The 12,389-nt window shown below is 73.9% G+C and carries 10 protein-coding genes; 3 read left to right on the forward strand and 7 right to left on the reverse strand.

Features of this window, described 5'->3' with window-relative positions; genetic code table 11:
• Positions 1-22 precede the first annotated feature (22 nt).
• Positions 23-742 (forward strand): ABC transporter permease subunit, encoded by a 720-nt coding sequence (locus AB8735_RS19880; protein WP_344029065.1) that lies wholly within the window; start codon positions 23-25, stop codon positions 740-742.
• Positions 743-788: 46 nt separating this feature from the next.
• Here the strand turns inward: AB8735_RS19880 and AB8735_RS19885 are convergent, their stop codons facing one another.
• The 4 genes from AB8735_RS19885 to AB8735_RS19900 all read right to left on the reverse strand — a co-directional run bounded on the left by AB8735_RS19885 (position 789) and on the right by AB8735_RS19900 (position 6,309).
• Positions 789-2,075 carry a CynX/NimT family MFS transporter gene (locus AB8735_RS19885; RefSeq protein WP_372408654.1) on the reverse strand — a complete coding sequence of 429 codons (1,287 nt, stop codon included), beginning with the start codon at positions 2,073-2,075 and terminating at the stop codon, positions 789-791.
• A gap of 47 nt (positions 2,076-2,122) precedes the next feature.
• The gene (locus AB8735_RS19890) at positions 2,123-2,833 is read right to left on the reverse strand and encodes an FCD domain-containing protein (RefSeq protein WP_344029004.1); all 711 of its coding nucleotides are present in this window, start codon (positions 2,831-2,833) and stop codon (positions 2,123-2,125) included.
• 111 nt (positions 2,834-2,944) lie between these two features.
• Positions 2,945-5,689 (reverse strand): AAA family ATPase, encoded by a 2,745-nt coding sequence (locus AB8735_RS19895; RefSeq protein ID WP_372408655.1) that lies wholly within the window; start codon positions 5,687-5,689, stop codon positions 2,945-2,947.
• 44 nt (positions 5,690-5,733) lie between these two features.
• On the reverse strand, positions 5,734-6,309 hold the full coding sequence (locus tag AB8735_RS19900) for an NADPH-dependent FMN reductase (protein WP_372408656.1): 576 nt from the start codon (positions 6,307-6,309) through the stop codon (positions 5,734-5,736).
• Positions 6,310-6,499: 190 nt separating this feature from the next.
• On the opposite strand from AB8735_RS19900, the gene AB8735_RS19905 reads away from it, so the two are divergent.
• Together AB8735_RS19905 and AB8735_RS19910 are read left to right on the forward strand one after the other, a co-directional pair.
• Positions 6,500-8,002, forward strand: coding sequence for an MFS transporter (locus AB8735_RS19905; protein WP_372408657.1), 1,503 nt, complete (start codon positions 6,500-6,502; stop codon positions 8,000-8,002).
• Positions 8,003-8,109: 107 nt separating this feature from the next.
• Positions 8,110-8,778: a rhomboid-like protein gene (locus tag AB8735_RS19910; RefSeq protein ID WP_372408658.1), complete on the forward strand. Its 669-nt coding sequence runs from the start codon at positions 8,110-8,112 to the stop codon at positions 8,776-8,778.
• Here the strand turns inward: AB8735_RS19910 and AB8735_RS19915 are convergent.
• From AB8735_RS19915 to pheA, 3 genes are all read right to left on the reverse strand, one after another.
• A complete protein-coding gene (locus tag AB8735_RS19915) occupies positions 8,747-9,565 on the reverse strand; it encodes an HAD family hydrolase (protein WP_372408659.1) in 819 nt (272 codons plus the stop codon). The genes AB8735_RS19910 and AB8735_RS19915 overlap by 32 nt on opposite strands.
• Positions 9,562-10,839, reverse strand: a complete 1,278-nt coding sequence (serS, locus tag AB8735_RS19920) for a serine--tRNA ligase (RefSeq protein WP_344019064.1) — start codon at positions 10,837-10,839, stop codon at positions 9,562-9,564. The genes AB8735_RS19915 and serS overlap by 4 nt, the downstream gene beginning before the upstream one ends.
• 607 nt (positions 10,840-11,446) lie before the next feature.
• The gene (gene pheA, locus AB8735_RS19925; RefSeq protein ID WP_372408660.1) at positions 11,447-12,388 is read right to left on the reverse strand and encodes a prephenate dehydratase; all 942 of its coding nucleotides are present in this window, start codon (positions 12,386-12,388) and stop codon (positions 11,447-11,449) included.
• Position 12,389 lies beyond the last annotated feature (1 nt).

A 12,389-nucleotide genomic window follows, 5' to 3' on the forward strand; every position in this document is an offset into this window, starting at 1 on the left:
GGCGCCGGAATCCATGTACCAGATCTACCACCCGACGGTCGCCCGGCTGACCTATCGGGGGCTCCTCGGCCGCCGTCGCGCAGCCGTCCTCTTCACCCTCCCCGCCCTGCTGCTGATCATCGCGGCCGCCATCCGCCTGCTGACGGGGCCCGACGACGAGACGGCCACCAAGGTGCTGGGCGGCTTCGCGCTCGCCACGATGGTGCCGCTGATCGGCGTCATCGCCGGAACGGGCGCGATAGGGCCCGAGATAGACGACGGCTCGGTCGTCTATCTGCTCGCCAAACCGGTCAAGCGGCCGACGATCGTCCTCACCAAGCTGATCGTCGCGACCGGGGTCACCGTCGTCTTCTCCGCCGTCCCCACCCTGCTGGCCGGACTCCTGCTCAATGGCAACAGTCAGCAGATCGCCATGGCTTACGCGGTCGCCGCGGCGGCCGCCTCCGTCGCCTACAGCGCCGTCTTCCTGCTGCTCGGGACGGTCACCCGGCACGCCGTCGTCGCGGGCCTGGTCTACGCCCTGGTCTGGGAGTCGCTCTTCGGCAGCCTGATACCCGGAGCGCGGACGCTCAGCGTGCAGCAGTGGGCGCTGTCGATCGCCGAGCGGATCGGGGCGCCCGGGGCGATCACCTCCGACGTCGGACTGCCGGTGGGCCTGGGCCTGTTGGCGGCCGTCACGGTGGCGGCCGCCTGGTACGCGGGGGAGCGGCTGCGCAGGCTGACGCTCGCGGGGGAGGAGTGATCCGGAGACCCGGGACCTCCCCCGCGCGGCAGCGGGACGGACGGGCTCAGATCTTCCGGTCGCGACCGGCGCCGAGCCCCAGGAACACCAGGGCCACACAGGCCAGAAGGAGGATCCCGATCGGCAACGACCAGCCATGGGTGGCCTGGTGGACCGCGCCGACGACGAACGGCCCGGCGGAGGCGAGCAGATAGCCCCACGTCTGGGCCATTCCCGAGAGACGGGCGGCGGTGTGCGCGTCACGGGTGCGCAGCACCATCAGGGTCAGTGCGAGGCCGAGCGTGCCGCCCTGGGCGACGCCCATCATCGTGGCCCACACCCAGGCCCCGGCGGCGGGGGCGAGCAGCAGTCCGGTCGTACCGGCGGCCATGAGCACCACGACGCCGACGGCCAGCAGCCGCTGGTGCCGCATGCGCCCCGCGAGCATGGGCACCACGAACGAACCGGCCATCTGCACCAGTGTGTAGAAGGCGTAGACGAGGCCCGCGGTGCTCTTGTCCATGCCGTTGTCGGTGAAGACCGTCGGCATCCAGGCGATGCACACATAGGCGATCAGTGACTGCGTGCCCATGAGCAGGGTGACCTGCCAGGCGAGGCCGGAGCGCAGCAGGTTGGGGGCGTCGGCCGCGGGCTGCCGGGCCGCCGGTGCCGCGGCGTGGTGGCCCCCGCGCCGGGCGAGCAGGGCCTGGGGGATCCACACGATCACCGCGACGGCGGCGAGCAGCGACCAGGAGGCGAGCGAGCCCCGCCAGCCGCCGAGAGCCTTCTCCAGGGGCACGGCGCAGGCGGCCGAGACGGTGGCGCCGAGGATCATGGCGGTCGAGTAGAGGGCGGTCATGCTCGCCGCCCGCTCCGGGAAGTCGCGCTTGATCAGGCCCGGCATCAGAACGTTGAGCAGGGCGATCGCGGTGCCGACCAGGGCGCCGCCGACGAACAGCGTGACCACGGGCGGCGCGACGCGCAGCAGGATGCCGCCGCAGAGCAGGACGAGCGCGGCGCACAGCACCGTCTCGGTGCCCAGGCGCCGGGCGAGCCGGGGCGCGACGATCGAACCGAGGCCCATGAAGACCAGCGGGATCGTGGTGACCAGGCTGCTGGCGGTCGAGTCGAGGCCGAAGTGGTCGTTGATCTCGCCGACGAGCGGGGAGACCCCGGCGAGCGCGGCCCGCATGTTGAGCGAGGCGAGGAGGATGCCGGCGAGGACCAGCGCCGGGTGGGCGCGCAGGGCGCGGGCCCCGGCGGGGGCCGGTGCCGCCGAGGAGGGTTCCTCGGCGGCGACGAGGGAGGTCGTGGACGGGGATATGAGGGGCGTCTCGGGCCTCGTTTCCGACATGCGGGTGCCTTTCCGGTGGTGCGTTCCCGTGGGGTGCGGGGTGGTGGTCAGTTCTCGGCGAGCAGCGATTCGACCGCCTGCTTGGGGCGTTCGAGGAGGGCCCGGGCGGCCCGGGCGGCCGCGTCGGGGTCGCCGGAGGCGATGGCCTCCATGAGGGCGTGGTGGTCGCCGTGGATGATGCGCGGCATGTCCCGGTCGCCGAGCGCGGTGAGCAGGGCCTCGCGCACGGAGCTGCTGAACCAGCTGTAGGTCGCGGTCAGGGCCGTGTTGTGGGCGGCCTCCACGACGGCCTTGTGGAACTCGACGTCGTGGTCGGCGTAGAGCTCCAGGGTCCCGGAGTCCGGCTGGCCCTCGGGGTCCTCGAAGGCGGTCTGCGCCTCCAGGGCGTCGCGCATCCGCCGCAGGTCGGCGGGCTCGTGGCGCGTGGCGGCGAGCCGGGCGGCCTCCGCCTCCAGCGCGATCCGCAGTTCGAGGACGTCGCGGACGCCGGCGCGCTGCACGCCGCGCATGACCTCGGCCGGGTCGGCGGTGGAGACGACGAAGGTGCCCTCGCCCTGCCGGGAGCGGAGCATCCCGGCGTGGACGAGGACGCGGACGGCCTCGCGGACGGTGTTGCGGCCGACCTGGAGCTGTTCCGCGAGGGCGTGCTCGGTCGGGATGCGCTCGCCCACGCGCCATTCGCCTGCGGCGACCTGGGTGCGGAGCTGTTCGACGACGGTGTCCACGAGGGACTGCCGTCCTGCGGCTCGCAGGGCCATGTCGGCTGCGCCTCCTGCTGTCTCGGGTGCCCGGTTGCCCAGTCATCCTACAACTGCCCCCCGATGTCGCCCTCGGGCGACAGATATACGGGCAAACCCTCTGTTAACCCCCTACAGGCCCACTCCGCTCAGCTCCCTGCGCGACGTGATCCCCAGCTTCGGGTACACGTTCGACAGGTGGTAGCCGGCCGTCCGGGGGCTGATGAAGAGGCGCGCCCCGATGTCGCGGTTGCTGAGGCCCTGCGCCGCCAGGCCCGCGACCTGGAGCTCCTGGGGGGTGAGCAGGTCCAGGGGGCCCGCGGGCGCGCCGGAGGCGACGAGGCTCTCGCCCCCGGCCCGCAGCTCCGCGCGGGCGCGCTCGGCCCAGGGCCCGGCCCCGAGCCGCTCGAAGGTCTCCAGCGCCGACCGCAGCCGCGCCCGCGCGTCCCCGGTGCGGCGCATCCGCCGCAGGTGCTCGCCGTGCAGCAGTTCGGTGCGGGCCCGCTCGAAGGCCGACCCGGTGCCTTCGTGGTGGCGGCGGACCGCCCGTGCGTACAGCGCCTCCGCCTCCTCGGGGTCCCGGGTGAGCAGCGCCCGGCAGCGCAGGGCGACGGCCTCGGCCCAGGGCCTGCGGCTGTGCGCCGTGAGGTGCTGCTCGTACCAGTCGAGCGCGGAGCGGCCCGGCTCGGGACGGCCGTGCCGGACGGCCGCCTCGACGAGGTCGGGGAGGGCGCCGATGACCCCCTGCCGGTCGGGGGCGGCGACGACGGCCGTCAGCCGGTCGAGCGCGGCCCCGGGCCGGCCGAGCCCCAGGTCGAGGAGGCTGAGCGCCCCGGCGGCGTGCACGGTGCCGGGGGCGATGCCCAGGGCGAGCGCCTCGGCGGTCAGCGCGCGGCAGCCCTCCTCATCGCCCCGGACCGCGGCGAGCTGGGCGAGCACGGTGGCCAGGTGGACGCGGACGCGGGCCTGGCCGGTGTCGTCGGCGGTGCGCAGCCCGTCGGTCGCGGTGGCCAGGGCCTCCCGGTGCAGGCCGAGCAGCAGCTGGGTGCGGGCGAGGAGCATCTGGACCAGTCCCAGGACGCCGAAGGCGCCCTGTTCGCGGCACTGCCGCTCCAGGGCCTCGGCGAGGTCGCGGGCGGCGGCCAGGTCCCCGTGGAAGAGGTGCCACCAGCCCAGCTGCACGGCCTCGCGCACGTCGGCCGCCGACTCCCCGGCGGCGCCGATGAGTTCGCGGACGGCGCGGGCCCCGTCGGCCGGGGCGGCCCCGTCGCACCGGTGCTGGCCGGCCGCGAGCCGGGCGAGCGCCGCGACGCGGTCCGCCCCGGGCAGGCGCAGCCCGGCCGCCCGGGCCGACGCCGCGTCGAGCGCGGCCTGGTCGCCGGCGTGCCAGGCGGCGTGCGCGGCCCGCAGGAGGAGCGGGCCCGCGGTGTCCGGCGCCGGTCCGGCGAGCAGCCGTTCGGCGGCCTCGGTGAGCAGGGCGTGGGCGTCGCGGGAGCGGCCCTGTTCGTCGGCGGCCTCGGCCCGGACCAGCACGGCCGCGGCGTGTGCGGCCGGGTCGGCGTCCCCGTCCGTCAGGGCGATGGCCCGGACCGCCAGTTCCTCGGCCTGGTCCAGCCGCCCCGCGTCGGCGGCGGCGCGTGCCGCGGCGGTCAGCCGGCGGCCCCGGCCGCCGTCGTCGGGGGTCAGCGCGGCCGCCCGCTCGTACGCCGCGGCGACGGTGCTCGAACTGCCGCGCGCGCGGGCGCGTTCGGCGCTCTCCTCCAGCAGCCGCGCAGCCACCGGGTCGGGGCCGGTCCCGGCGGCGGCGAGGTGCCAGGCCCGCTGGTCGGCCCCGCCCGGCCGGCCGTCGAGGACGTCGGCCAGGGCCCGGTGCACGGCGAGCCGCCGGCCGGCCGTGCCGCCCTGGTAGACGGCGGTCCGCACCAGGGGGTGCCGGAAGACGAGTGCGCCGTCGGCGAGGTGCAACAGCCGGGACTGTTCGGCGGGTTCGAGGTCGTCCAGGGTCGCGCCGAAGCGTTCGGCGGCCGCCAGGACGGTGTCGAGACCGGCCGTGCCGGCCGCCGCGGCGACCAGCAGCAGGGCGCGGGTGGGCTCGGGCAGTGCGGCGACGCTCGTGGAGAAGGCCCGGAGCAGTCTGCTGTGCGGGGGCAGGGCGGTGATGCCGTACGGGGAGGCGTACCGTTCCTCCTCCCGCTGGGCCGTGGGCAGTTCGCACAGGGCGAGCGGGTTGCCCGCGGCCTCCTTGAGGACGATGTCGCGGGCGTGCCGGGGCAGACCGGCGGCGTGCTCCGCCAGCAGCGCGCTCGCGGCTTCGGAATCGAGCCCGGCCAGCCGCAGTTCGGGAATGCCGGGGGCCGGGAAGGCCGGGGCGTGGTCGTCGCGGGCGGCGAAGACGACGGCGACCGGCTCGGCGTTCAGCCGCCGGGCCGCGAACAGCAGGGCGTTCGCCGACTCCCGGTCCAGCCAGTGCGCGTCGTCCACCAGGCACAACAGGGGCCGTTCCTCGGCGAGTTGGTCGAGGAGGGTGAGTACGGCGAGTCCGGCGAGGAAGCGGTCGCCCCCGTCGGCGGCGGAGGCCAGGCCGAAGGCCGAGCGCAGCGCCGCGGCCTGTGCCTCGGGGAGGCCGTCGACGCGGTCCAGCGCTCCGGCGAGCATCAGATGCAGCCCCGCGAACGGAAGTTCACCCTCCGCTTCGATGCCCGTGCCGCGCAGCACGCGCATCCCGGCCTCCTCGGCGGTCCGGGCGGCGTGGTCGAGCAGAACGGACTTGCCGATGCCTGCCTCGCCGCGGAGCACCAGCGTCCCGCTGCGCCCGGCGCGGGCGGTGGCGAGGAGCTGGTCGAGCGCGGCGGTCTCACGGGTGCGTCCATGGAGCATGGCCTCACGGTAACCGCTGGTCAGCGCGGGGGGAGCGGCAGGCGTCAGGCCGCGTACGGGATCCGCCCGCGGGCGTCGCGCAGGGCGTGGCCCCACCAGAGGAGCTGGTCGAGCAGGCGCTTGGCGGCGCCGTTCACCGCGGTCGCGTCGAGCGGCTTCCCGTCCTTGTCGAACTTCTCCCAGGCCATGGCGAAGCTGATCGTCTCCCGCACCGTGACGGAGTGCAGTTCGGCGAAGACCGGCCGCAGGTGCTCGACGGAGCGCACGCCCCCGGCGAGTCCGCCGTAGGAGATGAAGCCCACGGGCTTGCCCTGCCACTCGGTGTAGTGCCAGTCGATCGCGGCCTTCAACGAGGCCGGGTACGAGTGGTTGTACTCGGGCGTGATCACCACGAAGGCGTCGGCGGCGGCGAGCCGGGGAGTGATGGCGGCGACCCCGGGGGACGGGCTGCCGGACAGCACGAGCGGAATGTCCACCTCCGCAAGGTCGATGATGTCGATGTCCAGACCGGAGTGGACCCGGGCGCGCTCGGCGAACCAGTTGGCCACGACCGGGCCGAAGCGGCCCTCGCGGGTGGAACCGACGATGACGGCGAGGCGGAGGGGAGCGGTGGTGTCCATGGGGATTTCCTCACGAGCGACGGGAGTTGGGCCGGTGACGGCCGGTCGGTGCTGACGTCGACGACGCTACGGGCGCGGCCCGTACCGGCACATCTGTAGGACTACCGGGTTCTCCGGCCGGGACGACGGGGCCCTGACCAGGTCGTCCGACAGATGTGCCGGTACGGGCCCGGTTCCTAGCGTCGGTGCCATGAACGAGACCGCCGCTCCCCGCTCCCGCCCGGCCGCCACGCTGGGGCTCGTCCTCCTCGGGATGCTCACCCTCGCGATGTCGATGTCCGGCACCACGGTGGCCCTCCCGGACATCGGCGCCGACCTGGACGCCTCGGGCGCGCCCCTGCAATGGGTGATCACCGGGTACTTCCTGACGGCCTCCAGCTTCATGCTGGTCGCCGGTTCGCTGGCCGACGCCTTCGGCCGCCGCCGCGTCTACCGCGTCGGCGCCCTGTTCTTCACCGCCGGCCTCGCGATGGGCGCGACGGCGGACGGCGTCCTGCTGCTGGACGCGGCCCGGGTCCTGGCGGGGCTCGGGGCGGCCGGGGTGATGGCCGGCGGCGGCGCGCTGCTGGCCGGCACGTTCGAAGGGGCCGCCCGCACCCGGGCGTTCGCCGCCCTGGGCACGGTGGGCGGCATCGGCCTCGCGGCCGGGCCGACCCTGTCCGGTGCGCTGGTGGGCGCGCTCGGCTGGCGTGCCGCGTTCCTGGTGTTCGCGGTGGTGGGCGCGGTGCTGCTGGGCGGCACGCTGTTCGTCGCCGAGTCGCGGGCCGCGGCCCGGCCGCGGCTCGACGCCGTCGGCGCGGTGACGTTCATCGCCGCATTGGGGCTGTTGATGACCGGAGTGACGCAGGGGCCGCAGAACGGGTGGTCCCACCCGCTGGTGCTGGGGGCCTTCGGGGGCGGTGCCCTCCTCCTGGTGACGTTCGCCGTGCTGCAGCGCCGCTCGGCGCACCCGGTGCTCGACCTGGCCCTGGTGCGCGACCGCCGCTACCTGGCCTGGACGCTGGCCGGCCTGACCGGGGCCGTCGGCTTCGCCGGGGCGCTGACCTATCTGCCGACGTACTTCCAGGGCGTCGACGGCCTCTCCTCGGGCGAGGCGGGGACGACGATGCTGCTGCTGACCGCTCCCGTCCTCTTCCTGCCGCTGCTGGGCGCGCGCCTGGTGAACCGCGGCGTGCCCGCCCGACTGGTGATCGCCGTGGCGATGGGGCTGGTGGCGGCGGGCAACGCCTGGCTGACCGTGCTGACGCCGGGAGCCGGGGCCGGCCTGCTGGCCGGGCCGCTGCTGACGATCGGGGCCGGGACGGGACTGGCGAACGGGATCATCGACGGCCAGGCGATGAACGCCGTCGCCCCCGGGCGGGAGGGGACCGCCGCGGGGTTCCTCAACACCGTGCGGGGCGGCGGACAGGCGCTGATGATCACGGTGCTGGGGGCGGGGCTGCTGAGCCTGCTGCAGGGGCGGCTCGGGTCCGGCGAGCTGGCGGGCCGGGTCGCGTCCGGCCACCTCGACGGTCCGGACCACGCCTACCTGGCCGGGGAGTTCACGGGGGCCTGGCACACGGTGTCGTGGACGATCGCGGGGGTCATGACGGTGGTGGGGGTGACGGTCGTCGCCCTGCTGCGGACCCCGCGCGGAGAGCGGACGCCCCTTCCCCGGAGGGAGCGCCTCCGCAAGGCGGCCCCGACGCGGTAGTCCTCGCACACCGGGTTCGGTCCTCGCACTCCGGCCGGGGACGCCGGCGCCGGACGGGCTTCACGGCCCGCCCGGCGCCGGCGTCCCCCGTCGGTTACCGTCGAACCGTGGAACGCCGGTACGGGCGGGGGATCGCCCTGGCCCGGGCCTGGGTCCGGTCGTCCCCCGGTACGCACATCTGGCTGCTCATCATCGGCATCACCAGCCTGGTGATCGCCGCGGCCAGCGAGGGACTGGAGACCTTCCTCCTCCACCGCACCAGCAGCAACATCCACGAGCTCACCAGGCACCCGCTCCAGTCGCTGCTCATCAGCGGGTTCTGGATCGAGAGCCCCTCCTCGTTCCTGCTCTACGCCGTGCTCTTCGAGCTGGTCCACGCCAATGTGGAGCGCTGGGCCGGCACCCTGCGCTGGCTGTTCACGGTCGGCGTGGCGCACATCGCGGCGACGCTGATCAGCCAGGAGGCGCTGCTGCTGGCCATCGAGCACCACACGGCGCCGCGGGCCATGAAGCACGTGGTCGACATCGGGGTCTCGTACGGGCTGGCCGCGGCCGCCGGGCTGCTGAGCTACCGGGTGCCGCGGCCCTGGCGCTGGGCCTGGCTGGCCGGGCTCGTCCTCTTCTTCGTGACGCCCCTGCTGACCGGCGCCACGTACACCGACATCGGGCACGCCATCGCGGTGCTCGTCGGCCTGGGCTGCGGGCCGCTGGTGCGCGGCCTGCCGCCCTGGGACTTCGGTGCGTTCAGCGCGCCGTGGCGAAGAGCCGCTCGATGACCACGGCGATGCCGTCCTCGTCGTTCGAGGCGGTGACCTCGTCGGCGACGGCCTTGAGCTCCTCGTGGGCGTTGGCCATGGCGACGCCGTGGCCGGCCCAGGCGAACATCGGGACGTCGTTGGGCATGTCGCCGAAGGCGATCGTGTCCGCCGCCTTCACCCCCAGGCGGCGCGCGGCCAGCGAGAGGCCGGTGGCCTTGCTCAGCCCGAGCGGCAGGAGCTCGACGATGCCGGCGCCCGCCATCGTCACGTCGACGAGGCCCCCGGCGGCCGTCCGCGCGGCCTCGGCGAGGGCGTCGTCGTCCAGGTCGGGGTGCTGGAGGTAGAGCTTGTTGAGCGGCTCCGCCCACAGCTCGGACCGGTCCGTGACCGGCACCGGCGGGCGCGGGCCCTCCAGGATCCGGTACCCGGGCGTGACGAGCAGCTCGCCGTCCAGGCCGTCGCGGGAGGCGGCCAGGTGCAGCGGGCCCGTCTCCGCCTCGACCTTCTCGACGGCAAGGGCGGCCAGCTTCCGGTCGAGCGTCACCGACGTCAGCAGCCGGTGCTCGCCCGCGTGGTAGACCTGCGCGCCCTGCCCGCACACCGCGAGGCCCCGGTAGTCCAGCGCGTCGAGTATGTGCCGGCACCAGGCCACCGGGCGGCCGGTGACGACGAGGTGCGCGGCTCCCGCCGCCCCGGCGAGGGCCAGGGCGGCACGGGTGCGGTCGGAGACGGTCTCGTCGGAGCGCAGCAGCGTCCCGTCGAGGTCCGTCGCGACCAGGCGGTAGGGCGGCGGGGTGGCGGTCACTTGGCGGCCGGCTCCAGGACCTCGCGGCCGCCCAGGTACGGCCGGAGCACCTCGGGGACGTGGACCGAGCCGTCGGCCTGCTGGTGGTTCTCCAGCAGCGCGACGATGGTGCGCGGCACCGCGCAGAGCGTGCCGTTGAGCGTGGCCAGCGGGCGGACGTTCTTGCCGTCGCGCATGCGGACGGACAGGCGGCGGGCCTGGAACTCGTTGCAGTTGGAGGTCGAGGTCAGCTCGCGGTACTTGCCCTGGGTCGGGATCCACGCCTCGCAGTCGAACTTGCGGGAGGCGGAGGAGCCCAGGTCACCGGTGGCGGTGTCGATCACCTGGAAGGGCAGCTCCAGGCTGGTCAGCCACTGCTTCTCCCAGTCCAGGAGCCGCTGGTGCTCGGCCTCGGCGTCCTCCGGCGCGATGTACGAGAACATCTCGACCTTGTCGAACTGGTGGACGCGGAAGATGCCGCGGGTGTCCTTGCCGTAGGTGCCGGCCTCGCGGCGGAAGCAGGGGGAGAAACCGGCGTACCGCAGCGGGAGCCGGTCGGCGTCGATGATCTCGTCCATATGGTACGCCGCGAGGGGCACCTCGGACGTGCCGACCAGGTAGAAGTCGTCCTTCTCCAGGTGGTAGACGTCCTGCGCGGCCTGGCCGAGGAAGCCGGTGCCCTCCATGGCGCGCGGCTTGACCAGCGCGGGGGTGAGCATCGGGGTGAAGCCGGCGGCGGTGGCCTGGGCGATGGCCGCGTTGACGAGGGCGAGCTCCAGGAGCGCGCCGACGCCCGTCAGGTAGTAGAAGCGCGAGCCGGAGACCTTGGCGCCGCGCTCGACGTCGATCGCGCCGAGCGACTGGCCGAGCTCCAGGTGGTCCTTGGGCGCGAAGCCCTCGGCGGCGAAGTCGCGCGGGGTGCCCACGGTCTCCAGGACGACGAAGTCGTCCTCGCCGCCGCGCGGCACGTCGGGGTGGACGAGGTTGCCGATGCTCAGCAGGAGGCGCTGGGCCTCCGCCGCGGCCTCGTCCTGCTCGGCGTCGGCGGCCTTGACGGCGGCGGACAGCTCGCCGGCCTTCTTCAGCAGCGCGGCCTTCTCGTCGCCGGTGGCCTTGGGGATGAGCTTGCCGAGCGCCTTCTGCTCGGCGCGGAGTTCGTCGAAGCGGACGCCGGACGACCTGCGCCGCTCGTCGGCGGAGAGCAGCGCGTCGACCAGGTCGACGTCCTCTCCACGGGCGCGCTGGGAGGCGCGCACACGGTCGGGGTCCTCACGAAGCAGGCGAAGGTCAATCACCCCACCAGGCTACCGTTGTGTGCTGCGATCACTCGACGCGATATTCCCCTTCGGTGGGGTTTGTCCTGTTCTGTAATGATCCTTTGTCGTCCCGAGAGGGTCCCCGGAACGTGCGGAATGCGTCGCGGTCGATCGTCGTCCGAAAATGACGAATGCGGGCGAAGCGCCGTTATCGGACGGGACGCGGCGCCGAGCAGCCTTGTGGAGGGCGGGAGTTGGGCCCGGAGGTTGTCCACAGGAGGCATTGCTTCCGGTTCTTTGTCCACAGGGTGTGTGGGAAATCTGTGGATATCGGAACTGGATCCTCCGCTTGTTTTCGTTATCGATCGCCCTTTAGCGGTGCCCTAGCGGATAAACCTTGCATGGGCGCTCTTTCGGGTGGAGATCACCTTCACTAAAGGGTTGTTCGAGGCCTTTGGGGTGACGGGTGGGCGGTGGACGGCCGTCGAGGGCGGTGGCCGGGGCTGTGGACGACCCGGTGGATTACTAGAGAGATTTGTCGACGTTGACCGATTCGTAACCCATTCGGATGCCTCGTTCTATCGACTTATCCCCAGAATGGCCCAGGGTTGTGGATAACCCTGTGGAGAACCGTGCCCCGCCTCCGTCAGGCCCGGCCGTCCTGGCAGCGCGCCAGCCACTCCGCAGCCGCCACATAGTCGGCGTCCGCCGTCCCCGGCCGCACCGCGGTCTGCGGCACCCCGCCCGGCTCGGCGCCCGCGCGCGGATACGAACCCAGGAACCGTACGTTCGGGCAGATCCGCTTGAGACCCATCAGCGTCTCCGCCACCCGGCGGTCGCCGATGTGCCCCTCGCAGTCGATCGAGAAGCAGTAGCGTCCCATGCCCTCGCCCGTGGGCCGCGACTCGATCCAGGTCAGGTTGACCCCGCGCGCGGAGAACTCCTGGAGCAGCTCCATCAGCGCGCCCGGGTGGTCGTCGCGGAGCCAGACCACCAGGGACGTCCGGTCCGCGCCGGTCCGTGCCGCGGGCCGCGCGGGCCGCCCCGCCAGGACGAAGCGGGTCTCCGCGTTCCGCGCGTCGTGGATGTCCGTGACCAGCGACTCCAGTCCGTACGTCGGGGCCGCGAACTCCCCGGCGAACGCGGCGTCGTAGCGGCCGTCGCGCACCAGTCGCGCGCCGTCCGCGTTGGACGCCGCCGACTCCCACTGCGCGTCCGGGAGATGGGCGGCCAGCCACTTGCGCACCTGCGGCTGCGCCACGGGGTGCCCGGTCACCGTCTTGATGTCGGACAGCCGCGTCCCCGGCCGGACGAGCAGCGCGAACGCGATCCGCAGCAGCACCTCGCGGTAGATCATCAGCGGTGCGCCGGTGGCGAGTTCGTCGAGCGTCGCGGTGACGCCGCCCTCCACGGAGTTCTCGATCGGCACCAGCGCGGCCGCCGCCTCGCCGCCCCGGACGGCGTCGAGCGCGGCCGGGACGGAGACCATGGGGACGAGCTCGCGGGTGGCGGCCTCCGGGAGGGTGCGCAGGGCGGCCTCGGTGAAGGTGCCCTCGGGACCGAGATAGGCGTAGTGGCTGGCCGACATC

This window comes from Streptomyces luteireticuli (assembly GCF_041519305.1).
Classification (GTDB): domain Bacteria; phylum Actinomycetota; class Actinomycetes; order Streptomycetales; family Streptomycetaceae; genus Streptomyces; species Streptomyces luteireticuli.